Origin of the sequence: Variovorax sp. NFACC27 (assembly GCF_048301545.1) — a bacterium.
GTDB lineage: Bacteria > Pseudomonadota > Gammaproteobacteria > Burkholderiales > Burkholderiaceae_C > Variovorax > Variovorax gossypii.
The window spans coordinates 6,120,910-6,147,494 of sequence record NZ_CP157613.1 but is presented as its reverse complement, the minus strand read 5'-3'; the positions used below and the strand labels follow the sequence as shown (position 1 = coordinate 6,147,494).

22 protein-coding genes are annotated in these 26,585 nt (G+C 67.4%); 10 read left to right on the top strand and 12 right to left on the bottom strand.

Annotated elements, in window-relative coordinates:
- Window positions 1–163: 163 nt before the first annotated feature.
- Window positions 164–1,033, top strand: coding sequence for a helix-turn-helix transcriptional regulator (locus ABL840_RS28820; protein ID WP_418116040.1), 870 nt, complete (start codon window positions 164–166; stop codon window positions 1,031–1,033).
- 55 nt (window positions 1,034–1,088) lie between these two features.
- Here ABL840_RS28820 and ABL840_RS28815 read toward each other — a convergent pair whose 3' ends face one another.
- Window positions 1,089–1,577, bottom strand: coding sequence for a TcpQ domain-containing protein (locus tag ABL840_RS28815; protein WP_093305382.1), 489 nt, complete (start codon window positions 1,575–1,577; stop codon window positions 1,089–1,091).
- A 221-nt stretch (window positions 1,578–1,798) separates the two neighbouring features.
- A complete protein-coding gene (locus ABL840_RS28810; RefSeq protein WP_093200061.1) occupies window positions 1,799–2,074 on the bottom strand; it encodes a hypothetical protein in 276 nt (91 codons plus the stop codon).
- A 673-nt stretch (window positions 2,075–2,747) separates the two neighbouring features.
- Between ABL840_RS28810 and tuf the strand changes: the two genes are divergently transcribed.
- Window positions 2,748–3,941 carry an elongation factor Tu gene (gene tuf, locus ABL840_RS28805; RefSeq protein ID WP_418116039.1) on the top strand — a complete coding sequence of 398 codons (1,194 nt, stop codon included), beginning with the start codon at window positions 2,748–2,750 and terminating at the stop codon, window positions 3,939–3,941.
- 104 nt (window positions 3,942–4,045) lie between these two features.
- Here the strand turns inward: tuf and ABL840_RS28800 are convergent, their stop codons facing one another.
- Window positions 4,046–4,480, bottom strand: a complete 435-nt coding sequence (locus ABL840_RS28800) for a VOC family protein (RefSeq protein WP_093305381.1) — start codon at window positions 4,478–4,480, stop codon at window positions 4,046–4,048.
- 377 nt (window positions 4,481–4,857) lie between these two features.
- Between ABL840_RS28800 and ABL840_RS28795 the strand changes: the two genes are divergently transcribed.
- From ABL840_RS28795 to ABL840_RS28785, 3 genes are all read left to right on the top strand, one after another.
- Window positions 4,858–5,559, top strand: coding sequence for a response regulator transcription factor (locus ABL840_RS28795; RefSeq protein WP_093305380.1), 702 nt, complete (start codon window positions 4,858–4,860; stop codon window positions 5,557–5,559).
- A gap of 40 nt (window positions 5,560–5,599) precedes the next feature.
- Window positions 5,600–7,381 carry a hybrid sensor histidine kinase/response regulator gene (locus ABL840_RS28790; protein ID WP_093305379.1) on the top strand — a complete coding sequence of 594 codons (1,782 nt, stop codon included), beginning with the start codon at window positions 5,600–5,602 and terminating at the stop codon, window positions 7,379–7,381.
- Window positions 7,382–7,491: 110 nt separating this feature from the next.
- On the top strand, window positions 7,492–8,847 hold the full coding sequence (locus ABL840_RS28785) for a hypothetical protein (RefSeq protein ID WP_176947569.1): 1,356 nt from the start codon (window positions 7,492–7,494) through the stop codon (window positions 8,845–8,847).
- Window positions 8,848–8,908: 61 nt separating this feature from the next.
- Here the strand turns inward: ABL840_RS28785 and ABL840_RS28780 are convergent, their stop codons facing one another.
- The 3 genes from ABL840_RS28780 to ABL840_RS28770 form a co-directional block, all read right to left on the bottom strand.
- Complete coding sequence (locus ABL840_RS28780; protein ID WP_143042975.1) at window positions 8,909–9,256, bottom strand: SMI1/KNR4 family protein; 348 nt, start codon at window positions 9,254–9,256, stop codon at window positions 8,909–8,911.
- A gap of 56 nt (window positions 9,257–9,312) precedes the next feature.
- The gene (locus tag ABL840_RS28775; RefSeq protein WP_093305376.1) at window positions 9,313–9,705 is read right to left on the bottom strand and encodes a DUF7668 domain-containing protein; all 393 of its coding nucleotides are present in this window, start codon (window positions 9,703–9,705) and stop codon (window positions 9,313–9,315) included.
- A gap of 74 nt (window positions 9,706–9,779) precedes the next feature.
- Entirely contained in the window at window positions 9,780–10,673 is an 894-nt protein-coding gene (locus ABL840_RS28770; RefSeq protein ID WP_093305375.1) for a DMT family transporter, read from the bottom strand.
- Between the two features lie 516 nt (window positions 10,674–11,189).
- On the opposite strand from ABL840_RS28770, the gene ABL840_RS28765 reads away from it, so the two are divergent.
- Window positions 11,190–14,486, top strand: a complete 3,297-nt coding sequence (locus ABL840_RS28765; RefSeq protein WP_093305374.1) for an autotransporter outer membrane beta-barrel domain-containing protein — start codon at window positions 11,190–11,192, stop codon at window positions 14,484–14,486.
- An 87-nt stretch (window positions 14,487–14,573) separates the two neighbouring features.
- Here ABL840_RS28765 and ABL840_RS28760 read toward each other — a convergent pair whose 3' ends face one another.
- The 3 genes from ABL840_RS28760 to ABL840_RS28750 form a co-directional block, all read right to left on the bottom strand.
- A complete protein-coding gene (locus ABL840_RS28760; protein WP_093305373.1) occupies window positions 14,574–16,379 on the bottom strand; it encodes a hybrid sensor histidine kinase/response regulator in 1,806 nt (601 codons plus the stop codon).
- Window positions 16,380–16,403: 24 nt separating this feature from the next.
- Window positions 16,404–17,051 carry a response regulator gene (locus ABL840_RS28755; RefSeq protein WP_093305372.1) on the bottom strand — a complete coding sequence of 216 codons (648 nt, stop codon included), beginning with the start codon at window positions 17,049–17,051 and terminating at the stop codon, window positions 16,404–16,406.
- Between the two features lie 141 nt (window positions 17,052–17,192).
- The gene (locus ABL840_RS28750; protein WP_093305588.1) at window positions 17,193–18,029 is read right to left on the bottom strand and encodes an oxidoreductase; all 837 of its coding nucleotides are present in this window, start codon (window positions 18,027–18,029) and stop codon (window positions 17,193–17,195) included.
- 123 nt (window positions 18,030–18,152) lie between these two features.
- Here ABL840_RS28750 and ABL840_RS28745 point away from each other — a divergent pair, with 123 nt between their 5' ends.
- The gene (locus ABL840_RS28745; protein ID WP_093305371.1) at window positions 18,153–19,145 is read left to right on the top strand and encodes an AraC family transcriptional regulator; all 993 of its coding nucleotides are present in this window, start codon (window positions 18,153–18,155) and stop codon (window positions 19,143–19,145) included.
- Between the two features lie 42 nt (window positions 19,146–19,187).
- Here ABL840_RS28745 and ABL840_RS28740 read toward each other — a convergent pair whose 3' ends face one another.
- Entirely contained in the window at window positions 19,188–19,673 is a 486-nt protein-coding gene (locus ABL840_RS28740; protein ID WP_093305370.1) for a GFA family protein, read from the bottom strand.
- A 20-nt stretch (window positions 19,674–19,693) separates the two neighbouring features.
- Window positions 19,694–20,050, bottom strand: a complete 357-nt coding sequence (locus tag ABL840_RS28735; protein ID WP_093200107.1) for a hypothetical protein — start codon at window positions 20,048–20,050, stop codon at window positions 19,694–19,696.
- A gap of 212 nt (window positions 20,051–20,262) precedes the next feature.
- Here ABL840_RS28735 and ABL840_RS28730 point away from each other — a divergent pair, with 212 nt between their 5' ends.
- From ABL840_RS28730 to ABL840_RS28720, 3 genes are read left to right on the top strand one after another with little or no spacing between them, the layout of a single operon-like run.
- Window positions 20,263–21,306 (top strand): SAM-dependent methyltransferase, encoded by a 1,044-nt coding sequence (locus tag ABL840_RS28730; protein ID WP_093200108.1) that lies wholly within the window; start codon window positions 20,263–20,265, stop codon window positions 21,304–21,306.
- Entirely contained in the window at window positions 21,303–22,115 is an 813-nt protein-coding gene (locus ABL840_RS28725) for a DUF1295 domain-containing protein (protein WP_093305369.1), read from the top strand. Before ABL840_RS28730 ends, ABL840_RS28725 begins: the two co-directional genes overlap by 4 nt.
- A gap of 46 nt (window positions 22,116–22,161) precedes the next feature.
- A complete protein-coding gene (locus ABL840_RS28720; protein ID WP_418116038.1) occupies window positions 22,162–23,181 on the top strand; it encodes an alpha/beta fold hydrolase in 1,020 nt (339 codons plus the stop codon).
- 37 nt (window positions 23,182–23,218) lie between these two features.
- Here the strand turns inward: ABL840_RS28720 and ABL840_RS28715 are convergent, their stop codons facing one another.
- Window positions 23,219–26,317, bottom strand: coding sequence for an autotransporter outer membrane beta-barrel domain-containing protein (locus ABL840_RS28715; RefSeq protein ID WP_093305368.1), 3,099 nt, complete (start codon window positions 26,315–26,317; stop codon window positions 23,219–23,221).
- Window positions 26,318–26,585 lie beyond the last annotated feature (268 nt).

Below are 26,585 nucleotides of genomic sequence, written 5' to 3'. Positions count from 1 at the left end.
CTAAAAATTTACAAGGCGATGACAAGGCCCTTGCGGTACTTTGGCCCAAGTCCGTCGCCCTCTCCGGCATGGCGGTACATCCATCAGGCCTTCCATGATTCTGTCTACCTTGTTTCATCGTGCCTCGCCTGCGTCGGCGTCCGAGGCGCAGGGTTTCGATCCGGTGTCGCGGTCGCAAGCGGAGCAGCAGCCCGCCAATCCGGTTCCGCAGTTCTATGACGAAGAACATCTGTACCTGCCGCGAAGCGCGCCGCCCCATGCCGGCGGCGTGCCGGCCATAGTCGGCGACCTGCTGGATGCGCCCAGCAACGAAGCCCGCACGGCATTGGTGCGCAGCATGCTCCACGCGCTCGATTTCGACTGGCTGGGCTACGGCACGGTGGCGTACATGCGGGGCCACTGGTGGCCGCTGAGCTTCTTCACCGCCTACGCGAACCCCGAATGGACGAAGCGCTACTTCGCGCACAACCATTGCGGCGTCGATCTCAGGCAGCAGGGCGTGCCCGCGTCGAGCCTTCCGCTGGCGTGGGACGTGGCCCAGCTCGAGGCCCTGGCGGCGGAGACGTCGGACGAGCTGAGCGAAGAGCGGCAGCGCTTTCTCGACGACCTGTATGCCAGCGGCATCCGCAGCGGGCTGCTGTTTCGCCTGGCATCTCCCACGCACGTGAACCAGCACACGGTGATCAGCCTGCTGTCGCGCAGGCCAGGAAGCGACTGGATCAGCGACAGCGTGATCGGGCAGGGGCTGATACTGGGACTGGGCGTGCACGAGTACGTGTCGCGCCATACGCGCATCGTCGGTGCGCCGGGCGCGGGCCGCATCGAGATCTCGGCCACGCAGCAGGACATCCTGCAGCATCTGCTGCAGGGGCGCAGCGACAAGGAAATCGCCAACCGGCTGGACCTGTCGTCGCACACCGTGGACTACCACATGCGCCAGTTGCGCCGCCGCTTCGCCGCGCGCAACCGGGTGCAGCTGGTGAATGCCGTGCAGCAGGGCGACAGCGACTTCGGGGTGCTCAGCGAGATCTAGGCGCGACGGCGGTCTTCATTCGATCCGCGGACCTGATTGATCGGGGGCGACGGACCTACCGGGTACTCTCCTGGTCACGCACGTGGAGCACGGTGCCGTCCTCCGAGAACTCGAGCAGCAGCGGTGCATCCAGCATCTGATACTTCTGCGCGAGCTGGAACAACGCATCCTTGAAGGACCCGCTGAACTTGCCGGCGCGCGCCTCGGGCGTGATCGTGTAGTCGCGAGTGCTGTCCCAGCGCACCTCGATGCCCACGGCGGAACCCCAATGCATGATCACGAGGCGCAAGGAGTCGTCCTCGATGGGCCATTGAGCGCGGACGGCGTTGATTCTTCGATCGGTGAGCCAGGCGGCTCCTGTGGCGGGTGCGCTGGATGCGGCGCTTGCGGGGAGAACTTCCTCCGGCCCCGGAAGCGCAACGCCCGCGGGCATGTCCCGCGATATCTTTTCAACTTGCACTCCCGCCGTTGCATTGGCGAGCGTCGCGGCAAGGCTCATGTTGATGCCTACCCAGATTGAAGGATGGAACAGGGCCTTTCTCATCGGCGAATTTGCGGGGCGACAGGGGTTGGAAAGATCGATCGAGAGCCAGCGGCACGCGGTCCGGTGCGGCGTGGCAAAAAGTCAGTCCTTTATCTTATCTGGCTCGCTTACCCTTCACTGGGACGCGGCCAGTTCCTGCAGTTGCCTGCCCTGGATGAAAAAACGGACCCCAGGGGTCCGTTGATGTCTGTCTTTGGGGTCCCGGCGCTGCCAGGAAAAACCTATTCGACGGTTTCACCGTCCTCTTCGTCTTCCGAGTCGGCTTCTTCCGCACGACGGACCGTCACGAAGTTGGTGGCGTCTTCCACGAATCCCATGACCTTTTCGTCGGGTGCCATCCCGCGCACTTCGGTCTGGATGCCGTCGCCATTCTTGTAGTCGACCTGCACCAGTGCAAAGCAGGCCAGCGGCTCTTCCAGTTCTCCTTCGTCGCCGCCGTCGTAGACAGCGACCCACCCTTCGGCGGGCATGATCTGAAGGATCTTCACATCTTCCATCGATTCACTCCAAGTAAAAACGCCGCGCAGCATAGCCCATGGAAAGAGCGGCTCCGAAGAGACGGCGAAGAAATCCCCTTGCTGCGCGCGTGCAACGCTCCTGTTGCCGGATCGCGATGGCGGTGTTAGCCTTCGCGCCCCTGTAGATCAATCATCGCACTGCGGCCAACAGTCGCCGCAGCAGAGACCCATGAAGCAATTCCTGACCGCGCAAGACGCATCGATGACCCGCACCTTTGCGGCGGCTTCGCTGCGCGCTCTTGGCGCCGAATCGCTTTCGTAGATAGAGCCTTTGCACCCGGAGGCTCGGCCTCCTGAGTTTCACAAGACCCGGTAGGCCTCAAGCCACCGGGTTTTTTGTTTTCCACCTGCTTCGCTGGAGATATGGACATGAGCACCGAACGAGAACTGCCTTTCGCCGCACGCGCTGCAAGCGCAGCGCTGTCCTTCGACTTCGCGGAGTGGTTCGTGTAGAGCCTCCTGGCCCTCGTGCGCCTGGAGGTCCATCCTTCAGGCAAAAGAAAAAAGCCTGCCGGGTGGACCACCCGACAGGCTTTCTTCTCTTGTCCGCATGGCGGGCACCCCGAGTCTGGCGCGCGCGCCGACAACCCGCCGGATGTTTCGCCTGGCCAGCGAATCGGATGGCTTTTCAAATCTCAAACTGGAGAAAAACATGATGAACAAGGTTCATGTGAACGTCGGAACCATCGGTCACGTCGACCACGGCAAGACGACGCTGACGGCTGCTCTTACCTTCGTGCAGGCCGCACGCACCGGCGGCCGCGCTCTGTCCTATGGACAGATCGACAACGCGAAGGAAGAGCGCGAGCGCGGCATCACGATCAACACCTCGCACGTCGAGTACGAGTCGGACAGCCGACACTACGCGCACATCGACTGCCCGGGACACGCCGACTACATCAAGAACATGATCACCGGCGCCTCGCAGATGGACGGCGCGATCCTGCTGGTCGACGGCACCGAAGGTGCCGCGCGGCAGACCATCGAGCATGTGCTGCTCGCGCGCCAGGTGAACGTCGGCCACATGGTGGTGTTCGTGAACAAGATGGACCTCGTCGCGGAAAGCGATCGCGCGGACATCGAGCAGCTGATCGAAATGGAGATCGGCGCACTGCTCGCTGCACACGGATACCGCGATGCCCGCTTCGTCTTCGGCAGCGCGCTGAAGGCCTTGGCCGCCGCGGAACGCGGCGAGCTCGAAGGTTCTGACGTGCAATGCATCGTCGAGCTCGTGGGTGCGTTGGACTCGTGCATTCCCGATCCGGTGCGCGACTACGGTGCGCCGTTCATGATGCCCGTCGAAGGCGTGCACACCATCACAGGCCGCGGCACCGTGGTCAGCGGCCGTGTCGAGCGCGGAGTGATCCGGGTCGGTGACAGCCTGGAGATCGTCGGCCTCAGCTCGGAGGGCGAAAGCCAGGTGGTCGTGACCGGCGTGCAGTCCTTCCACAAGGATGTCGCCGAGGCTCGGGCCGGCATGAACGTCGGGCTGCTGCTGCGCGGTGTCAAGCGCGACGATGTCGTGCGAGGCCAGGTCGTGGTGAAGCCCGGTGCGCTGAAGCCGTATCGGACGGGGCGTGCGCAGATCTTCGTCCTGGGCAAGGACGAAGGTGGTCGCCACACGCCGTTCGGCTCCGGCTACCAGCCGCAGTTCTTCTTCGGCACGACCGACGTGACGGGTGTCATCAGCGTCGACACCGAGACCGGCATGGTCGAGCCGGGCGCACAGGCGCAGATCAGCTTCGAGCTGAACAAGCCCGTGGCCATCGAGAACGGCATGCGGTTCGCGATGCGCGAAGGCGGCAAGACCGTCGGCGCGGGCATCGTGACCGAGGTGCTCGGCTGAAAGGCTGATACAGCCCTTGCCCCTGTCGTCCGCTTGTCGGGCGGCAGGGGCTTTTTTCGTTTCGTGGCCGCGGGCCGCCGTGCACGCGAGCGAGCCACCCGCCCTTAGCCGAGCTGCTCGGCAAGCCCGACGATGATGCCCTCGGGCCCGCGAACGTAGGCGAGCCGGTACGACTCCCCGTACTGCATCCGCCCGATGAGTTCTGCGCCGTGCGCCTGCATTCGCACAACGAGAGAGTCGATGTCATCGACGGCGAACATGACGCGGCGAAGGCCCAGTGCATTCACTGGCGCATCCACGGGCCCGAACCTGATTGCATCCGGCGTGTGGAACTTGTCCAGCTCGATTCCTTGCCCATCGGGAGTGCGCAGCATTGCGAGAGTGGCCCGGACGTCTCCCAGCCCTATGAGGCTTCCGATAGCGGCCCCTTCGACCGTGGTCTGGCCCTCGAGCGTGAGGCCCAGTTCGATGAAGAACGCCTTCACTGCTTCGAGATCGTCGACGACGATCAGGACGTTGTCCATTCGCTTGACTGTCATGTCCTTGGGTCCTTTATTCAACGGCCATGCCGGTTCGCGTGCCGGTTGCCTTGCACGCCTCGCGAGGGGCTTTCTGAAGGCATATGCCTTCTTGCGTATGCCTTCCCATTTGGGCGGCAAATGAATTCGAGAGGGAGGGCGCGTCCGGCATCGTAGACAGAAATCTGTTGCCAGACAGAAAGATGCTTCTACCCCTTCTTTCCCTCGTGGAAGTGGGCATCGAACCGGTAGTGAGCAACGCGAGGTCGACTCGATCGTTCATCAGGTCGAGCAGCGTTTGTGTGTCGTCATGGCAGTGGCTGCACGCAACAGGAGTGCGGATCTCATGACTTTGGTCATTTCGGGTTCGTGAACGCCCGCCCTAAGATGCCCGCACCATGGCCACTGCCACATCGTTGCCGCCGCATCTCGCTCCGTTGCGCAGCGAGGCCGGCGTTTCCATACCGGCGCGGGGCATCCTGGTGGTCGACGACCACGAGCTGGTGCGCCTGGGCCTCCGGGCGCTGCTGCTGGCGGAGACCGGCAGCGTGCCGGTGCACGAGGCACGCTCCCTGGCCGATGCATTGCGCCTGTACGAGTTCCACCTCACCTCGCATCTCCTGGTGCTGCTCGATCTCGACCTGCCCGATTCCCAGGGACTGGATACCCTGGTGCGCTTCAAGCGCGCCTTTCCCTCATCGCGCGTGGTCGTGCTCTCGGGCAAGGACAGCCATGCGCTGACGCAAGGGGTGATGGCGCTCGGCGCGCAAGCCTTCCTGCCCAAGACGGGCCACCTGGGCGAGGTGTTGCGCTACGTGAGGGACAACGATCTGGTCGCTCTGCCGGCATCGCCGCCCCCGCTGCCGTCCCCGGTCGCCGTTAGCGCCATGCCGGCGACGGCGACGGCGGCCGACGAGCAGCAGCCGCAGCTCAATGCGCGCCAGGTCGAGATCCTCGACTGGCTGCTGTCCGGCAAGTCGAACAAGGAGATCGCGCAGCTCTCGCACCTGACCGAGGGCACGGTCAAGAACCATGTGTCCACCCTGTTGTTGCTGTTCGGCATGCGCTCGCGAGCCCAGCTCATCAGCAGCCTGAAGTGATCTCTGCGCGACATGCGGCCTTGAACGTGGCGATGCCGGCATGCCTGCGATGAATGACCCGCATCCGCCCGAGCTGGCCGAGCGCGTGCTGCGCGAGCAGGTGGCCGCGGTCCATGCCAATGCTCCGGCTGCCTATCTCGCGGACTTCCTCACGGCGCAGTCGCTGGGCATCGGCCTGTTCGTGGCGACGTGGCGCTGGCAGGTCCTGCTGTGGATGGCGCTGCACCTGACGCTGACACTGCGTCGCGCCTACCGGCGCTACCAGCGCAGTCCCGATGCGGCGGCCCATCCCGAGTACTGGGCGCGCTTCAATGCGCGCAACGTGCTGCTGCGCTCCTGCGTCTGGGGCCTGGCGCCCTGGCTTTGCGTTCCGCCGGGGCGCAACCTGGGACTCTGGGTGATGGTCATCGTGATGATGATGGGCGGCTGCGCAGGCGGTGCGCTGTCGCTGGCGGTTCTCAAGCGCAACATTCCGCGCTTCATCGTGCCCAGCATGGCGAGCCTGACCCTGGCGCTGGCCTGGCGCGGCGACAACACGCATCTGTTCCTGGCCACCGGCTGCCTGCTGTACATGTGCGTGATGATCATGTTCGCGCTGCAGCATCATCGGCTGTTGACTGCTGCGCTGACCATGCGTTTCGAGAAGGAGGCGCTGGCCGAGCAGCTGAGCCATCAGATTGCCGCTACCCAGCGTGCCAGCGAGGAGAAGACGCGCTTCCTTGCGGCAGCGAGCCACGATCTGCGCCAGCCCCTTCACGCCATCGCCCTGTTCGGCGCCGTCATCGAGAAGAAGCTCAAGGGCACCCAGGAATGGGACCACGCGGTGCGGCTGATGGATGCGGTCGGAACACTCGGTGATTCGCTCGACATCCTGCTGGACATCTCTCGACTGGATGCCGGCGAGGTGGCGCCGCAGATTCGACCCGTGGAGCTCAATCCGCTGTTCCTCGCGCTCAACAATGTGTTCGTGGCGCAGGCGGCCGACCGCGATCTTCAACTGCGGCTGCGTGCCACGCCTTGCTGGGTACTGAGCGATCCGCAGCTGCTGCAGCGGCTGTTGTCCAACCTCGTGGACAACGCGCTGAAGTACACGTCGCGCGGCGGCGTGGTGGTGGCCGCCCGTGCACGCGGGTCGCTGGTGTGGATCGACGTGTGCGACACCGGCATCGGCATCGCGGACGAGCACCTCGGCCGCATCTTCGACGAGTTCTACCAGATCGGTAATCCGGGGCGCGATCGGGCGAAGGGGCTGGGCATCGGCCTGTCCATCGTGCAACGACTCTCGCGCCTGCTGGCGCATCCGCTGCAGGTGCGCTCCCGCCTGCATCGCGGCAGCCGCTTTCGCCTGGTGCTTCCGGCGGTTATGGCTTCGGGTGTCGTGCCGCTCTCCGCATGCCCGGGTGCCGCCTTGCCGCTGCCGCGGCGCGTGCTGCTCATCGACGATGAGGCCGCGATCCGGCAGGCAGTCACCGGGCTGTTGCAGGCCCACGGCGTGACCATCGACGCGGTGGCCGGAGAGGCGGAAGCCGAGGCCGTGCTGGCGCGCGCCGGGCATGGAAGTTCTCCTGTCGACGTGCTGCTGTGCGACGTGCGGCTGGCCGACGGTGCCGACGGACTGGCCGCGGCGCAGCGGCTGCGCTCACGCCATGGCCCCGGCCTGCAGGTGCTGCTGATCACCGGGGAAACCGCGCCGCAGCGACAACAGCAGATGCTCGACTCCGGCTTGCAGGTGCTGCTCAAGCCGGTGGCCGCCGACAGGCTCCTGCAGGCTCTTGCATCGCTGACGACACACGATGCGACGCACGCCCGCATGCGCGCCTGAGCATCTTTTTTTCTGCGCGTTGCGATGACCTTCGACACTGGATTGCTGGTGTAGCCGACCCTACCGTGGAGCCTTCTCGTTCACTCCACTTGAAACAAGGAAGGCCCATCATGAATACCACTCGTACCGTTTCCCGTGCATGGCGTACACCAGCCGCGCTGCTCATGACGAATCTCCTGCTGGCGGCCTGTGGTGGCGGTGGGGGTGGAGGCGGGGGCTTCCCCGGCTTCGCTGTCGCTCCTGCGCCAGCGCCTGCTTCGCAGGGAACGCCGGCACCCGCGCCCGCGCCGGAAGACACCACGCCCTCCATCACGACGCAGCCATCGGATATCACTATTGGCCAGGGTGTGGCCGCCACGTTGAAGGTACAGGCCGCGCATGCCACGACCTACCAGTGGCAGCGCAGCGGCGATGGCGGTGCCAGCTGGACCGATGTCTCCGGTGCCACGGGCGACAGCTTCACCACTGGCGCCAATCAACTGGCCGACAGCGGCCAGCAACTGCGCGTGCGCGTTACTGGCGCCGATGGCAACGTGACCAGCCGTGCCGCCACGCTGACAGTCAAGCCCTGGGTCGCCAACGTGCTGGCGACCACGGGGGTGACATACAACCATCCCTATCAGCTCGTGCTCGATGCCAGCGGTGCCAACCTCTACGTGGCCATGGGCGGCAACGGCTCTGTCTACAGGATCGACACGGCCAGCGGCAATGGCGCGGAAGTCACGCCGGGGACGACCATGAACACGCCGTATGGCCTGGCACTGGCAACCGACGGCACTCTGTATGTGAGCGACCAGCATCGCATCAACAAGATCGCTGCCAACGCCACGACCTACAGCACCTGGGTCGGCGACGGCACCAGCGGGTACGCCGACAGCCCGGCCGTTCCGATGTTCAGCAACCCCGCCAGCATCGCGCTCGACGGCGCAGGCAATCTCTTCGTGGCAGACCTGGGAAACAAGCGCGTGCGCAAGGTCGCGGCCGATGGCACCACGAGCACGCTCGCGGGCGATGGCACGCAGGCTAACCTGGACGGGGTCGGCACGGCCGCCCAGTTTGCCCGCCCGCAGGGCCTGGCGATCAGCCGCGATGGCCGCACGCTGTATGACACGGACACCGACAGCTTGTGCCTGCGCAAGATCGACGTGGCCAGCGCCACGGTGAGCACGCTGCTGGGCGACTGCGCCAACGGCGGCGTGATCGACGGAACGACCGCCACGCCGGCCAAGCTCGGCTACTCCTACGGCGTGACGGTGGATGCGCATGACAACGTGTTCCTGACCCATGCCTGGGACGGCGTGGCGCGCGTGGTCACGCCTGCGGGAGAGATCACCACGCTGCGGGACAGCAACGGCACGGCACTCGCGTTCAACTTCCCGATCGGCGTGGCGGTGGCCAGCGACGGGACCGTCTACGTGGGCGCATCCAACGGCAATCAGATCTACAAGCTCACGCTGGCGCCTTGATCGGGGCCGGGGAATCTTCGGTTTGCACCGAGCGAGCCGAAGATCCTTGATGCCTGTCGGTCTAGAGCTTGCAGCCCGACCGCACCCACTCATCGAGGTCGTCGGCCACTTCGACAAAGTCTGAACGGGACATGCTGCCGTGGCCCACCAGGTACACGGGCGTCGGCCACTTGTCCGGAGCCACGACGATGGCGCTGCCTCCGCCGTCGTCGCCGATCGTCAGCCAGCCGGGGCAGTACTCGCGGGTCTCGTAGGTCTCGTTGCGCTCGAGAAGATCGGCGAACGCATAGAAGTACGCGAGCTCGCCGATGGAGGTGCCGTTGATTCCGAGCAGCATCGCCCGCAAGGGAGACGAGATGGCGCAGCCGCTCCATTCTTCTGTTGCTTGAAATACTTCTTCGGATGTCATTTGCCAGGTGCTTGTTCGGAAGGGCCCGCCTTGGCCGGATGCCGCGACGACAGGAGCTACATCACGTGTATGTCGTTCAGCCGCACCGTCAGTCCGTCAGGGCCTTCTTCAACGTCGAAGGTCGCGGTGAGGTCGGAGGCATACCCGTCGATGTTCAGGTCGTACCAGATCTCGCCGATGCATCCACGGCCGTTCTCCTGCCAGCGCGTGACTTCCTTGCGCTGGGAGATGTAGGTGGGTTTTCCGTTCAGCGTGACCTTCTGGCCGGCGTTGCATTCGCCGTACGACTTGACGACCTGCCCGATGAGCGCCGGCGTCCATTGCATGGACGGCTCGTGCGCGGTGAACTCATAGGCGGCGACGTAGTCTTCGGCCTCCATCAGCCTTGCCCATTCGTCGGCGAATGCGATGAGGTCGTCGTCGGTGGCGGATGCGGGTAGGTGGGCCATGGCTGCGGAGCAGATGCGGGGAGCGGGAGACCGTGGTTGATCGAGGACGATTGTGGCCCGCGGTGCGCCGCGGTTCAGGCAGCCTGCCGCTTCTCGCGTGCAGACCTCGGCGCCTCGCTCCGCGCCAGCCAGAGTCCGCTCGCCACGATCAACGCCCCGCCGCCCAGCGTCCATGCATCGGGCGCGGCCTGCCAGAACACCCAGTCGAACAGCAGCGCCCAGGCGAGGGCGCTGTATTCGAAGGGAGCGATGGCGGCGGCCTGGCCATGGCGGAAGGCCTCGGCGATGGCCACCTGGCCCAGGAAGCCGCTGATGGCCAGGCCCGCAAGCAGCCACATGTGCTGTGACTGGATGGGCACCCATTGCGGCGCCGATGCCAGGCTGCCGCCCACGGCCATGCCGAACGTGGTCCAGAAGACCAGCGAGGAGCTCGGCTCGGTGCGGCTGATGAGCCGGCCCAGCATGTTCGACAGCGCATAGCAGGCCGCAGCCACCAGGATCGCCAGCGCGCCCGTCGAGAGAAAGGCTCCCTGTTCGGGCCGCAGTGCGATCACGACACCGGCGAAGCCCAGCCCGATGGCGACCCAGTGCCGCGGCTGGATCGATTCGCCCAGCATGGGCACGGCGATCAGCACCATCAGCAGCGGAGCGATGAAGGTGAGCGTATAGGCCTCGGCCATGCCCAGGGTCTTCAGGCCATGGACGAAGAGCACGAGCATCGTCATGTTGAGCGCGGTGCGCAGCAGGTGCAGCGGCCAGCGCAGGCGACGGTTGAAGACGCCGGTCGTCTCGCGTCGCCAGACGATGTACAGGCACACCAGGGGCAGGGCAGTGAGGCCGCGCAGTGCCATCACCTGCACCGGCGGGTAGTGCCCGGCCAGGTTCTTGAGCACCGCGTCCATGCAGGCGAAGAAGGCACAGGCCAACAGCATCGCGGCGATGCCGCGCAGGGTTCCGGTCGATTGCATGTTCGGGTCGTGTCTCGCGGCAGTGGCCGGGAAGGGGCCTTGTTCTTGGCCGTCCAGCACAGGTGCTGCGAACGGTTGGTCGTGGCAGGAGTCCGTGGCCTGAACTTGCGCTGGGCAGCTCTTCCGGATCGACTGCGACGAGTCTTCGAGGATACCGGGCGAAGAGGATTCTCGATGAGGCCCGGGTATTGCGATGGTGGCCGAGGACCAGTCGGATATTCGACGCGCACCGACTCCCGGCAGATGCAATGCCCTCGCGGAAGCAGCTGTCGCCTCGAGCTGCATCGATCTGATGCAGGCGCCGCAAACCGACCCGGTTTCAACCCCTGTACGCAGCACGTCGAGCCTCGCTGCTGCTTCTCCACCCTCGATCCGAAAGACCCGCAGCGACGGCAGGAAACTGCCGGACTCGGCGCGATGCATTTTGTTTCATATGTAATATGAAAATGAATACAAAGAAGCAGAGGCCAAGCACTTCTCATTGGGAGAAATTGGTTTTACAGCAAGGATCATCGGATGAATTTGTGTTACAGAACGGTATGGAATTCGGCGCTGGGCGCCCATGTGGCGGCGGCTGAGAACGTGCCTGCAAAGCGAGGCGGCAAGGCAAGCGGCTCGCGGCGTACCGCCACCGCAAGCGCGGCCCTGGCACTGGCCGCGTTGGCCGCCGGCGGAGTCGCACAGGCTGCGACCTTCACCGCCGCCAGCGAGGCGGAACTGATCACGGCCATCAACGACGCCAATGCCAGCCCGGACCTGAGTTCCACCATCACCGTCACCAAGGCCATCACGGTCACGACGACGTTGCCCCAGCTCTCGTCGAAAGTGACGGTGAATACCGGCACTTTCGCCACGACCATCGGGTCGGCTGCCGGGGCAACGCTGGACCTCCAGACGGGTGCGACCTATCAAGCCGCTGCAGTCCAAGTGGGGACCGTCGCCAACACGACCGGCAGCGTGGTCGCCCAGGGCAGCGGCACCACGCTGTCTGGCACTACCCTGACGACAGGGGCAGGTCAAAGCACGATCAGCATCCTGAAGGGCGCCTCTGCGGTGTTCACGGGCAACCTGACCACCGGGGCGGGCTCGGCCACCATCAACGTGGGGACAGGTGCCTCGGTGTCGGCGGACAACCTGAATTCGGGAACAGGTCATACCACGGTCAATGTGACGGGTGGCGGAACGATCACGCTCGGAACCAATGCCAACCTAGGTGGGGGCAACGGCGCCGCGAACGGCGGCATCACGGACGTCGTGGTGAGCGGCACCGGCTCCGCCTTGCAGTTCACCGGCGCCAGTGGCTACTACCACCATGCCGGCACACTGGAGGTCTCCGATGGCGGCTTCGTCGGGGCCAACACGGTGCAGCTCGGTTTCAGGGCGGGCGACGTCTTCACAGCTACCGTGACTGGCGCCAAAACCGTTTTCGGCAGCGTCAACAACAATCTGAGTTTCGGCGGGGCAGGAACTGCAACGGTCACCGTCGCAGACGGGGCAAAGCTGACGTCAGGCACCAACGGGACCAACCCGCTCTTCCTGGCCAATTCGGCGACTGGCGTGGCGACGTTGAACATCGGTGCTCCAGTGGGAAGCGCTCCTGTCGCGCCCGGTGTCGTGACTGCAAGCGGCATTACCTCCAGTGCCGGCCAATCGACGATCAACTTCAACCACAACGCGAGCAACTATGAGTTCGCGGTCCCGGTCGGAGGGACTGTCGCAGTCAATCAGATCGGCAGCGGCACGACTGCGCTGACGGGAGCCAACACCTACACCGGCGGCACCACCATCACCGCAGGCACGCTGCAACTGGGCAACGGCGGCACCACCGGCTCGATCGGCGGCAATGTGGTCAACAACGCCACGCTGGCCATCAACCATTCGAATGCCTTCGGCTTCGCCGGCGCCATCAGCGGCGGCGGTGTCCTCCAGCAGCTGGGCGCGGGCACCACGACGCTGACAGGAACCAACACCTACACCGGCGGCACCGTCGTGCAGGCCGGCCGGCTGCTGGCCGGCAGCGCGGGTGCCTTCGTGCAGAACACCGCCTACACGGTCAACGGCGGCACGCTCGACCTGGGCACCTGGGACCTCACCGCCTCCAGCCTTTCCGGCACAGGCGGCACCGTGGCGCTGAACGCCCGGACCCTCACCGTCGACCAGGCCGGTGACAGCACTTACGCCGGCGCCATCACGGGCACGGGCGGCGTCGTCAAGTCCGGTGCCGGCGTGCTCACGCTCTCCGGCACGAACAGCTACAGCGGCACCACCTCCGTGACGCAAGGCACCTTGCGCGCCGGCGCAGTGAACACCTTCAGCTCGAAGAGTGCGACCGTCGTCGGCAATGGCGCGACGCTCGACCTGGCGGGTCGCAGCCAGACCCTGGCATCCGTGAACAACAGCGGCACGGTGAGCCTCGCCGGCACGACGCCAGGCACCACACTCACCGTCACCGGCCCCTGGGTCGGCAACGGCGGCACGCTGCGCCTGGGCACGGCGCTGGGCGACAGCAGCAGCGCGAGCGACAAGCTCGTGCTCAGCGGCGCGACCGCCATTGCCAGCGGCGCTACCAACGTGCAGGTCACCAACCTCGGCGGCCTCGGCGCGCTGACGACCGGCAACGGCATCGAAGTCATCAGCGCGATCAACGGGGCAACCACCACCGCGCAGACGACGAAGAATGCCTTCGCGCTGTCGGGCGGTCACGTCGATGCGGGCGCCTACGAGTACCGGTTGTACGCGGCCGATGCAAACGGCGCGGGCGAAAACTGGTATCTGCGCTCGACTGTCGCGGCGGTGCCGCCGGTCAACGCAGGTGGAAGCGGCGTGGTCGTGCCGGCCTATCGCGCCGAAGTGCCGCTGTACGCAGTGCTGCCCGAGCAGTTCCGCCAGGCCAACCTGTCGATGCTGGGCAGCCTGCACATCCGCATGGGCGACAGTGGCCGTCCTGCCACCAACGACGCAGGCCCCGCCATCGCCGGCCAGAGCTATCGCCAGGCGTGGGGGCGCGTCATCAGCACCGATCGCACCACCAGCCAGACCGGCACCGTGAGCCCCACCAGCGAAGGTCGTCTCACCGGCTTCCAGGCCGGCACCGACCTGTGGGCCGACGCCCACTGGCGCGCCGGCGTCTACGTCGGCCAGCTCGACGGCGACATGCGCGTCAACGGCTTCGCCAGCGGCCTGCTCAACCTCGGCGTGGGCACCAACGACCTCAAGAACCAGTACTTCGGCGTTTATGGAACCTGGAAGAACGACGGCGGCCTGTATGTCGACGGCGTGCTGCAGGGCGGTCGCCACCGGTACACGGCATCGCCCACGCTGGGACTGGCGAGCAGCGGAAAGGGCAGCAGCCTGCTGGCGTCGATCGAAGTGGGCCAGCCATTCGGCATCGCTGCCGGCTGGACCATCGAGCCGCAGCTGCAGCTGGTGCACCAGCGCGTGAGCCTGGACGACACCGGCATCGTCGGTGCGCTGATCCGCCAGGACAGCCACGACGGCTGGCTCGTGCGTGCCGGCGTGCGGGTCAAGGGCGAGATCGACACCAGCGCGGGCCTGCTGCAGCCCTATGCGCGGCTGAACCTCTACCACTCGGGCGGTGGCACCGACGTTGCGCGCTTCACCGGTCCGGCCGGCTTCGCGGACATCGCCACGCGCACGGGCGGCAGCAGCGGCGAACTGGCGGTGGGCGCCTCCTGGCAATTGAGCCGCAGCACCAGCCTGTATGGCGAGCTGGGCCAGCTGTGGGACATGAGCGGCGATGCGCGCAACAGCAGCGGCGTCAACGCCAGCGTGGGCGTGAAGGTGCTCTGGTAGAGCCCTTCGAGCAGCCCTTTCAGGCAGGGCGCAGGCGATCGGACAAGCAATGCCGACCGCCTGCGCCGGCCAGGATGCCCCTCGCCATCAAGGCGCTTCGCCCGCGGCAAGCCGCTTCTCGACCCAGCTCTTCAAGGTGTCCACCTCGACGGGCTTGTGCAGCACCGGAATCGAGCGGGCCGCGGCTTCGATGAGCCGCGCCGGATCGGTGTCGCCGCTCACCAGCAGCGCCGGGATGGCCTCGTCGTTGTATTCCTCGTGCAGGCGGTCGATGGCCTGGATACCCGTCTCGTGTTCGCGCAGACGGTAGTCGCTCACGATGAGCCGCGGTTTGCCGGGCACGTCGGAGATTCGTTCGACCATCTCGGCTCCGCCCGCCGCGGCCACCACGCGATGGCCCCAGCTTTCCAGCAGCAGCTGCAGGCCCTCGCGGTTCTGCGCGTCGTCGTCGATCACCAGTATCAGCTGCCCCTTGGCAGGCTCGATGGCGAGAGCCTGTCGTCGGCTTTCGGCCTGCGTCTCTTCCGGCGCCGCGGGAGAGGGCGCGACGGACACGCGATGCGCCTCGACCTCCAGCAGGAAGGCCGTGCCCTTTCCCTCGATCGACCGAAGCGCGAGCGAATGCCCCAGCAGCGCCACCGTGCGGCGGACGATGGACAGGCCGAGTCCCAGGCCCTTGCTGCGGTCCCGCTCGGGGTTCTGCAGCTGATGGAACTCCCAGAAGATGCGTTCGTGCTCGCGCTGCGGAATCCCCGGGCCGGTGTCCCAGACCTCGACGCGGATGGCGCCGTTGCGCCTGCGGCATCCCACCAGCACGCGTCCGCTCGATGTGTGGGCGATGGCGTTGCTGACGAGGTTGCGCAGGATGCGGTCCAGCAGCACGGGGTCGGAGTGAACGAGCGCCGCGCTGCGGCGCACCGTCAGGGCCAGGCCCTTCTGCCGCGCCTGCGGCGTGTACTCCGCGCGGATCTGGTCCAGCAGCCGGTCGAGCTGGATGTTCTCCAGGCGCGGATGTATCACCCCCGCATCGAGCCGCGAGATGTTGAGCAGGGCGTCGAACAGGTGGCCCATCGCCGCGCTGGCCCTGGTGATGTTCTCGACCAGATAGCGCCCGTGCGTCGAGAGCCTCTCGTTCGCCAGCAGGCCGAGGAAGAGGCTCATCGCATGCACCGGCTGCCGAAGGTCGTGGCTCGCCGCCGCGAGAAAGCGCGACTTCTCCAGATCGCTGCGTTCGGCCGCTTCCTTCTCGAGGCGCACCTGTTGCAGCAGCGCGAGGTTCTCGTAGCTCAGCCGCAGCGCATTCAGGTGCGTGCTGTTCATCCGGTGGATGAAGGCGATGGTGGCCACCACGTACGCGATGCCGCCCGTCACCAGCGCCAGGTTGACGGCCGAGGGCTGAACCGCCAGTGCGATGAACGGAGGCGCGAAGGTCGGCATCACGAATCCGTAGACGGCCGGCAGCACCATGTAGTTCGAGTAGATGGCCCCGGTGCCGAGGCCGAACAGGACCACGATGAAGAAGAGCTGGTACTCGAGCGGAACGAAGAATGTCCAGTAGGCAAACGGCAGTCCCCAAAGCGTGCCCGAGGCGATGTTTCCGGTCACCATCTGCCGCAGCCACCGGCTGCCGGCCCCGGGGCGGCCGCGCACGCGGCGGTAGTGCAGCATGGCGCCGAGGCGGAAGCTGGCGACGAGCAGTGTGATCGCGAGCCAGCCGATCACCTGGGTTCTGGGAACCACGGCGAGCATCGCGTACGAGACCACGCAGGCGGCAATGACCGAGCCCGCCAGTGCGAACGGAAAGCTGCGCAGCAGCACGCCGAGCTGCACGTCGAAGATCTGCTGGCTCTCGAGCGACGAAGTCGGGGAAGATGAAACGGAAGGATGGGGCATGCGTTGATGCGTGCGGCGGGGCGCCTATCTGGGGCGGCCCATCAGGCCGGCGCGCCGTGCCGCGATCACGGCCTGCGTGCGGCTGTCGACCTCGAGCGCCCCGAAGATGGCCGAGATGTGCGCCTTCACGGTCCGCTCGGTGGTGCTCAGGCGGGCCGCGATGTCGGCGTTGCGCAGTCCTTCGCACAGAAGATGCAGCACCTCGGTCTGGCGTGCGGACAGGCGGGCCAGCGGATCCGCCCGGTCCGACAGGATCGGCATCGACGCCGGACCGCCCGGAGACGCGAGAACGACGCCGTGCTGCCCCTGCATCACGCGGCGCAGCGCATCCATGAGCTGCCTGCTGTCGGCCGACTTGTGCACGAAGCCGTGCGCGCCTTCCGCGATCGCGGTTTCCACGTCCTGCGGATCTTCGGAGGCCGACAGCACGAGGATGCGCAGCCCGGCGCGGCAGCGCCGCAATGAGCCCAGCAGCGCGGCGCCCGCCAGGTCCGGCAGGTAGAAGTCCGTCATCACGAGCTCCGGCGCCGATGGCATGTTCGCAAGCACCGCCAGCGCTTCCGCGCCGGAGCCGGCTGTCTCGATCACCAGGCTGGCGTCTTCCTGACGCAGCGTGAGCGCCAGGCCCTCGCGGAACATCGCGTGATCGTCGATCAGCAGAACGGTGGGCATGAAGCGGTCCGGGTTTGTTTTTCTGGAGCATTGGACTTTAGTTCAATGCTCCACGACCTGGCCGGGCGCGCAACGATGCACGCAGCGCCGGTAGTCGTACTCCTGAACGCAGCCTTCCACGAGCCGGCGCGGGGCGCGGCATCAGGCAATGTCGGTGGAGCGCGTCAGTGCCTCATGGTTCGCCAGGCTCGCCTGCATGGCGTCGAGCTTCGCCCGCACCAGCCAGAGTGCATCGCTGCCGATCAGCAGGTGCTCCGGCGGTTGCGGCATCTCCACCAGCGCGAGGATCGCCGCCGCGGCCTTGTCCGGATCGCCCAGCTGCTTGCCGCTCTTGTCCATGCGCGATTGCCGGATCGGGTCGAACAGGCTGTCGTAGTCGCCGATGGAACGCGCGCTGCGGACCATCGAGCGGCCGGCCCAGTCCGTCCTGAACGAGCCCGGGGCGACAGCCGTGACTGCAATGCCGAAGCCCTTCACCTCCTTCGCCAGCGTCTCCGAAATCCCCTCGAGCGCGAACTTGCTGCCGCAGTAGTAGCCGATGCCGGGCATCGTGATGTAGCCGCCCATCGACGTGATGTTGACGATGTGGCCGCGCCGGCGCTGGCGCATGAACGGCAGGAAGGCCTTGATGACGGCCACCGCGCCGAAGACGTTGACGTCGAACTGGCGGCGCATCTCGTCGAGCGGCGATTCCTCCAGGATGCCCTCATGGCCATACCCCGCGTTGTTGATCACCACGTCCACCGGCCCGAACTCCGCCTCGACGGCGGCGGCCAGCGGGGCGACGGTGTCGAACTGCGTCACGTCGAGCAGCTTCACGTGCGAATCTCGCTGGACTTGCGCCTCGAAGTCCGCGGCGGCCTGCTCCGTACGAACGGTTCCGACGACGCGATGACCGGCTTGCAGCGCCGCGCTGGCGATGGCACGACCGAAGCCGCTGCTCACGCCCGTGATGAAGAATGTTCTGGTGTTTTTCATGCAGCGATTCTCGGAATCGCGAGCGCCGCGAGCCATTCCTGAAGCAATGTTTGGTTTGCCTATTCCTATCAGCGCCGGGCGCCTGCAGTCGTCGCGCATCCGATTTGATGCACAGTACGCCGGATGAGCAGATCGCGCGCATCGCCTCCCGGCCGCAAGCCCGACGCCGGGAAGGACCATCAGGACCCTCAGGACCGCCAGGCCCGGATGGTGGCGCTCCTGAAGCAGCTGGCGCCTCGCGAGGGCTACACGCTGACTGCGCTTCCGGACGTGCGTTTCCTCCGTTCCGACCGGCCGTTGGCGTCGACCCCCGTGCTCTACGAGCCCGGGATCGTCATCGTCTGCCAGGGCCGCAAGCGCGGCCTGTGGGCGGATCAGGTCTACCTCTACGACGCACAGCACTACCTCGCGGTATCGGTGCCGGTGCCGTTCACCATGGAGACCGATGCCAGTGCCGACGAGCCTCTGCTCGCGATCTACTTCAGCCTCGATCTCGCCGTGCTCGCCGGCCTTGCGCTGCAGGTCGACGAACTCGTCGGCAGTTCGACGACCGAGCCCGTCGGCATGTTCTCCACGCCGATGGACGAGTCGCTGGCACGGACAGTCCTCCGGTTCCTGGAGGCGATGAGCTCGCCCGTGGAGGCCGTGCTGCTCGGCCCGGCGATCGTGCGCGAGATCTATTTCAGGGTGCTCATCGGAGAGCAGGGTGCATCGATGCGCGCGGCGCTCGCCGGCCGAGGACATTTCGGCAAGATCGCCAAGGCCGTGCGGCGCATCCACGGCGCGTACGGCGATCGCCTCAGCGTCGATAGCCTGGCCCGCGTGGCTGGCATGAGCGTCCCCGCGTTCCACGCTCACTTCCGCGCCGTCACCCAGAGTTCCCCGATGCAGTACCTCAAGTCGGTACGGCTTCACCAGGCGCGCCTGCTGATGCTGCGAAACGGGAAGACGGCGTCTGCCGCGAGCATCGAAGTCGGCTACGAAAGCGCATCGCAGTTCAGCCGCGAGTTCAAGCGCTTCTTCGGACTCGGTCCGCGCGACGAGATCGCGCGGCTGAAATCGAGCTTCGCCATGCCGCCGCTGCCGGGAGAGCAGGCATGGGTGGCGTCGCATTGATGGATGTGGCCGCCTGCCGGTGAAGGCAGGCCGGAGGAGGCGTCAGCCGTCGCTCGTGCGTGCCATCCGCGGCACATCGAACCGGTCAGGGGCCTGCGGCTCGCCGCTCAGGTCCGCGCGGGCAAACTGGAAGCAGTCCGTGCCGGCGGGAAGCACCACGCCCGTCTGCGCCGAGCTGGTCCAGATGTGCGAGCCGATCGAGACGGAATCCGGGTCGTCGAAAGTGCCGCGGGAGATCGCGCGGTATTCGGGCCAGCGCTCGAAGGTGAGGGAGAGCGTGGTGCCGCACCTGGGGCAGAAGTGGACGTGCACCTGCTTCGAGCTGCTTTCCGACCGGTGCGAGTACTGCGCCATCGGCTCGCCCGAGAACCGGACCGCATCCACCGGATACATCGATTCAGCGTATGAGGTCGAACCCGTCATCCGCTGGCAGAACCTGCAGTGGCATTGCAGGGTGCGCATGGGCTCGCCCAGTGCGACGAAGCGCACCGATCCGCACAGGCAACCTCCGTCACGTCGAATGTTCATGCGGCTTTCCTTCGATGGCGCTAGGCGCGGAACCAGATCTTGAGCGTCACGTACATCGCATAGCCGAGCGCGAGCAGCAGCCACACCAGGTAGAACATGTTGGCCCAGTACTCGCCGGTATGTGCCGCCAGCGTGTAGACCTGCCCCGAGCACGCCTTGCCGACGCACGGCACCTCGCCCCGGACCAACGCGCGCAGCACCGCGAAGAGGAGGCAGCACGTCACGCCACCGGTCACCAGGAGGCCTACGGGCCCGACGAACCCCTTGGTGAGTTCGTCGTTCTCGTCACGACGCCCCTTTCGGAGCAGGTTCTGCCCGAACCTGTACCAGGCGAATCCGAGCAGGAGCATCAGCGAGTAGTAGAGGAGGTCACGCATGGCGTCGCAGTGTAGTGTCGTAGCCGGTGGGCCCGGCCTTGGCTTGCGGATCGTCTCGAGTTGCCCTTCGAGTCTTCGTAGACGTCGGTGGCGCAGCTCCGAATCAGGTGCGGACGCTCACAATGGCGATGAAACCTCATCCAAAACCCATCCCGCCGCGTACAAGCACCCACGGCACGCGCTCCGGCGTGCCCCCAACGAGGAAACCGCACATGCCGCAGGACATCGCATTCGCCATCCGCTGGGTAGAAAAGGGCCTGGTGCCCGACACTGTGGTCCGCCAGGGCATCCGCCGCCTGCTGAAGGACCGGCTCGCCGAGCTTCATGCCGGCAACGCCCTGGCCGTGGCCGAGCTGACGCAGGCCTTCGTCTCCCGCATGGGCGCGGCGAACCTGGCGCCGCTGCCGGAGAAGGCCAACGAGCAGCACTACGAGGTTCCGGCCGCGTTCTTCGCCGAGGTGCTGGGAAACCACCGCAAGTACAGCAGCTGCTACTGGCCCGAGGGCACGCGCACGCTGGAGGAGGCGGAGTCCGCCGCGCTGGCAGCCACCTGCGAGCGGGCCGGCCTGGCCAACGGGCAGGACGTGCTGGAGCTGGGTTGCGGCTGGGGCTCGCTCACGCTGTGGATGGCCGAGCGCTATCCGGGCACGAGGATCACGGCGCTGTCGAACTCGAACTCGCAGCGCGAGTACATCGAGGCGCAGGCGGCGCGGCGGGGGCTGGGCAACGTGCGGGTGCTGACGCGGGACATCAACGTCTTCGACACCGATGAGCGCTTCGACCGGATCGTGTCGGTCGAGATGTTCGAGCACCTGCGCAACTGGCCCCGGGCCTTCGCCAACGTGGCGCGCTGGCTCAAGCCGGGCGGGCGCTTCTTCATGCATGTGTTCGCGCACCGCGAGGCGCCGTACCCCTTCGAGGTGCGCGACCCGAGCGACTGGATGAGCAGGTATTTCTTCTCCGGCGGCATGATGCCCAGCGACGACCTGGCGCTGCACTGCCAGGACGACCTGCGCCTGCTGCGCCGCTGGCGCTGGGAGGGCATCCACTACCAGCGCACGGCAGAGGCCTGGCTGCGCAACATGGACGAGCGCCGCGACGCGCTGCGCCCGCTGTTCCAGGCCACCTACGGCGCCGAGGCCAGGGTCTGGTGGACGCGCTGGCGGCTGTTCTTCATGTCGGTGGCCGAGCTGTTCGGCTTCGACGGCGGGCAGCGCTGGTGGGTGAGCCACTATCTCTTCGAGCGCCGCGGATGAGCGGGCTGACAGGAGTCGCGGGAATCGCATCGGCGGGGCTGGCGCTGACGGCGTCGCTGGCGTTCCTCACCTGGCTGGCGAGCCTCGCGCGGCATGACGCGAGCCTGATCGACCGCATGTGGTCGGTCTTCATCGTCGGCGCGGGCCTCGTGTACTTCGCGCTCCTGCCGGTGCAGACGGTGCGCGGGCTGTGGATGGCGGTGCTGGGCGCGGCGTGGTCGGTGCGGCTGTGCCTGTACGTCACATGGCGAAACTGGGGCCACGGCGAAGACCGGCGCTACCGGGCGATCCGCGCGCGCAACCAGCCGAACTACGGCTTCAAGAGCCTGTATCTCGTGTTCGCGCTGCAGGCGGTGCTGGCGTGGATCGTCTCCGCGCCTTTCCTCGCCGGCATGGCCGCCGCGCGGCCGCTGGGCCCGCTCGACGTGGCGGGTGCGGTGCTGGCGCTCTTCGGCATCTTCTTCGAGGCCGTCGGCGACGCGCAGATGGCGCGCTTCAAGGCCGACCCGAAGAGCGCGGGCCAGGTGATGGACCGCGGCCTGTGGCGCTACACGCGGCACCCGAACTACTTCGGCGAGGCCTGCGTCTGGTGGGGCATCTGGCTCGTGGCCGTGGGCGGCGCTGGATGGAGCGGCGCGTGGAGCATCGTGTCGCCGGTGCTCATGACCGTGCTGCTGCTGAAGGTCTCGGGCGTGCGAATGCTCGAGGCGGACATCGGCGAGCGCCGGCCCGCCTATCGCGACTACATCGCGCGCACAAACGCCTTTCTTCCGGGGCCGGTGAAAGACGGCCGCCGCAAGGCGTCGTGATGAAAGGTCGTGGTCGGTGGCACCATCCGGGGCAGTGAAGCCTTCATTGAAACCCAAGGTGATGCGCATCGTGTTCTGGAGCGTGCTCGTCGTCGCGCTGGCCGTCCTCGCTGGAGTGGCGTACGAGCAGTTCGGCCGCTACCGCGCGGCGCGGGACTTCCCCGCGCCGGGGAAGATGGTGGACATCGGCGGCGGGCGAAGAATCCAGCTCGATTGCCGGGGTTCCGGCTCGCCCACCGTGGTGTTCGAGGCCGGGCTGAGCATCGACGGCTCGCTGAGCTGGGCGGCCGTGCAGCCGGCTGTCGCGCAGCGCACGCGCGCCTGCTCGTACAGCCGCGCGGGGCTGATGTGGAGCGATGCTGCCGATGCGCCCCGCAGCGCGAAGCAGGTGGCGCAGGACCTTCACGAGGCACTGGTCCGCGCGGGCGAGCGGGGGCCTTTCGTGCTGGTCGGCCAGTCGCTGGGCGGCCTCTATGCGACGACCTTCACGAGGTACTTCGGCTCCGAGGTCGCGGGGCTGGTTCTCGTCGATCCTTCCCATCCGGACCAGGTCGCGCGCGTCGCGGCCTTCATGACGGAAACGCGCTCGCTGCGCTCCCGCATCGCCGTGTCGCTGGCGTGGACCGGACTGCTGCGCGCGGCGGCCCCGTCGCTGCTGCCGCAGGCGCCGAACCAGACCGAGCACGACGCGCGGGCGGTTCGCGCCTTCGCGCCGAAGTCGATGGTCACGCAGATGGCCGAGAGCGACGCGACCGACGCCGTGCTCGCCGAGGCCGGCGCATTCCGCGACCTGGGCAGCCGCCCGCTGGCGGTGCTCACGGCGATGGCGCCGTACACCGGCTCGGAGCTGCGGGGAATGCAGATCACGCCGGGGCAGGGCGTCCAGGTGCAGGCCATCTGGGAAAAGATGCACGAGGAGATGGCGGCGTGGTCCTCGCGAAGCACGCACCGCCTGCTGCCGAAGGCCGGGCACGACATCCAGTTCGACGACCCGCAGGCGGTGATCGAAGCGGTGCTGTCGGTGGTCGAGGCGGTGCGAGCGAACGGCGGCGCCAGTCCGGGCTGAGCCTGCAGTCCTGCCGTGCTCGGCGCTCTATCTCTATCTACCAGCGGACCCTGACGCCCACGCTGCCTTCGACGCCGTTGCTCCGGGTGCGCACGCCGCCGCCCGACGACCACAGCTTGCCCAGCTCCGCATAGATGCTCGCGCCCTGCGTGAGCTGCAGCGTGGCGCCCGCCGCCAGCTCGGTGCTCGTGCCGCCGGTGCGCGTGGCGATGTCGGTGTATGCCGCCGGTCCGATGAAGCGGCTGGTGTCGGTGCCGCTGCCGCTGCGGTAGACATTGACGCGCACGTACGGCTGCAGCAGTCCGGCGGAGGTGGCGATCTCGCCCTTCACACGCACGCCGGCGCGCGCGAGCCAGCCGCCGTGGCTGTCCTGCCGAACCAGCGCGCCGGGGATGCTGGCGTCGTCGAGGTTGATGCGCTGGTGCACCAGTTGCAGCTGGGGCTCGATGGTCCAGCCCGGGGCGATGCCGAAGGACTGGCCCACCTCGATGGAAGCCAGCAGGCTGCTGCCCTTGCCGGAGCTGCCGAAGCTCAGCGCGGGCGACACGATGTAGCGGTGGCGCCCGGCCTGCAGCACGCCGTCCACGTACAGGCCGCTGTCGTTCTTCCAGGTGGCGTAGCCGCCGAGGTACTGGCTGCGCAGGTTGTTGGCGCCGGCGCCGTAGCCCACGATGCCGCGGGCGAAGCCGCTCACGCTCATGTCGCCTTCGAGCTCGCCGACGTAGACGCCGGCGCGCCAGTGGGCGTCGGCCCACAGGTCGGTGCCTGCCTGGAAGCCGGTGAGGCGGCCCCTGCTCGTGGGGCTGACGGTGCCGGCCTGCGAGATGGTGCGGTCGGTGCTGAGGATGCGGGCCCAGGCCTGGCGGTAGCTCTGGTCCGGCGCTGCGGGTGCGGTGATGGTGGTGCCGCCGTCGTCGCCCATGCGCTGGTGCATGTTGCCCAGCATCGAGAGATTGGCCTGGCGGAACTGCTCGGGCAGCGCGGCATAGAGCGGCACTTCGGCGCGGTAGGTGGGAATGGTCACCACGGCTCCGCCGCCTGAGCTGCCACCGGCGCTGTTGCCGCCGCTGCCGGTTCCGCTGCCGCCGCCGGTCGCTGGAGGCACGACGACGGCGGCCGTGGAGCGCAGGTACCAGTTCTCGCCGGCGCCGCTGGCGTCGGCGGCATACAGCCGGTACTCGTAGGCGCCCGCATCGACATGGCCGCCCGACAGCGCGAAGGCGTTCTTCGTCGTCTGCGCGGTGGTCGTCGCGCCGTTGATCGCACTGACGACCTCGATGCCGTTGCCGCTGGTCAGCGCGCCGAGGCCGCCGATGTTGGTGATCTGGACGTTCGTCGTGCCGCTGGCGATGGCGGTGCTGCCGCTGAGCACGAGCCGGTCGCTCGCGCTGCTGCTGTCGCCCAGCGCTGTGCCCAGGCGCAGCGTGCCGCCGTTGCCGACCCAGGGGCCGGTGACGGTGAGCGTGGTGCCGGGCGCCGAGCCCACCAGCGAGACGGTGCCGCTGTTGGCCATCGACGCGATGGTCTGGTTGTTGCCTGCGAGGTCGAGCGTGGCACCGGTTCCCACGGTGAAGGCGCTGGCGCTGCTCAGGGTATTGGCCGCGCCGGCGCGCAGGGTGCCGGCCGCGACGTTGGTCGAGCCGGTGTAGACGTTGGCGCCCGACAGGGTCAGCGTGCCCGCGCCGCTCTTCACCAGGTTGCCTGCGCCCGAGATGGGGCCCGACCAGCCCATGTCGTTGCCGTTGGTGTCGAAGGTGCCCGTGCCGCCCAGCAGCAGGGCGTTGCCCGGGTTCAGGCCGCCGGCGCCCGCGACGATGCTGGCGGTGGCGCCGCTGTCGATGGCAACGGCGCCGGTCAGCACCGAGCCGGTGTTCAGCCTCAGGCTGTTGCTGCCGCCCGTGAACTCGACGGCAGCAGCGCGGGTGACGCCGTCGCCGCCCAGTCCGCCCGAGATGCCGCCGCTGTTGACGATGGCGAGGTTGGCGCCCGTCACGCCGACGCCGCCGGCACCGTTCGCGCCGCTCGCGCCCCCGTTGCTGTTGGCGCCGCCCACGCCGCCGTTTCCGCCGCTGATGGTGCCGCTGTTGGTCAGTGTCGTGCTGGCGCCCGTCGCCTGCAGGCCGATGCCGCCATCGCCGCCCGATCCGGGCGAGCCGGTGCCGCCCGCGCCGCCACCCGCGGCCCCGCCCGCACCGCCGGCGCCGGCGGTGACCGTGCCGGAGTTGATCACCGACACGGCGCTGCCCGCCAGCGTGATGCCGTTGCCGCCGCCGCCGCCACCGCCGCCGGAAGCGTTGTCGCGCGCGATCGAAAGCTCGGAGCCACCCGCGCCGCCGACACCGCCCGTGATGACGCCGCTGTTGGTGAAGGTGATGCCCGACGTCGTCGTGTTGAGGAAGAACCCGACGCCGCCGCTGCCCCCGCCGCCGCCTTGCGAGAAGGCGTCGCCGCCCTTGCCGCCCGCGCCGCCGGTGGAACTGCCGGATGCCGTGTAGTTGCCGGTCGGCCCGACGAGGATGGAGCCGTAGCCGCCGGCTCCGCCGCCGCCGGCAGCCCAGTAGCCGTCGCCGCCCGCGCCGCCGGCGCCGCCCGTGTAGCTGTCGGAAGAGGAGGTGACGCCGCTGCCGATGGTCGAGCCCTGGAAGCCGCCGCCTCCACCGCCGCCGTAGCCGTTTCCGTTGGCGAAGTCGCCGGTCTGCGACTGGCCCGCGACGCCGCTGTCGCCTTGCAGCACGCCGGGGCCGACGACGTTGGTGCCGGCCCCTGCTGCGCCGCCCGTGCCGGCGGTGGCGCCGCCGAAGGTGCCGATGTTGGCGTTGGCGCCGGCAGTGGGGCCGGCGTCGGTCGACGATCCGCCGGCGCCCCCGCTCGCATTCACCGACGTGTCGTTGAAGCCGCCGTCGCCGCCGCTGCCGTTGCTGCCGCCCGAGCCCGCATTCAACGACGTGTTGCCGACGGGCTGGCCGCCGGCACCACCCGCCGCGATCGCCTGCCCGGCGCCCAGCAGCAGCACCGCGACGGCGAGGGCCCCGAGTTCAGCCGAGCTTGTCGAGCATGCATGGCCGCGCGATGTTTCGGGCGCGGCGACCCAGGTGCCGCGGGCTGGATTCCAGAGGGTCCGAAAAATCTTGTTCATGGCTTCAAGTTGTTCATTCGTTACCTGAACGGGCAGGCTCCCGCGTGCGGGCGCACGTTCTCCTGCGCCAGCACATGCCGTCTTTTCGATTTACAAGTCAAAAATGTAAGTACGCGTACGGCCCGGCGATATGCCCGGAAGCGGGTACCCCGGTGAAGGCGGATCGGTAGTGCGATCGATGCGTGCAGCGCGTGGCGGAGCTGCAGATTGAGGACCAAGGCGCTACAGGCGCCGCGCGGCCCTGCGAAGGCATACCCTGAACTGCGTC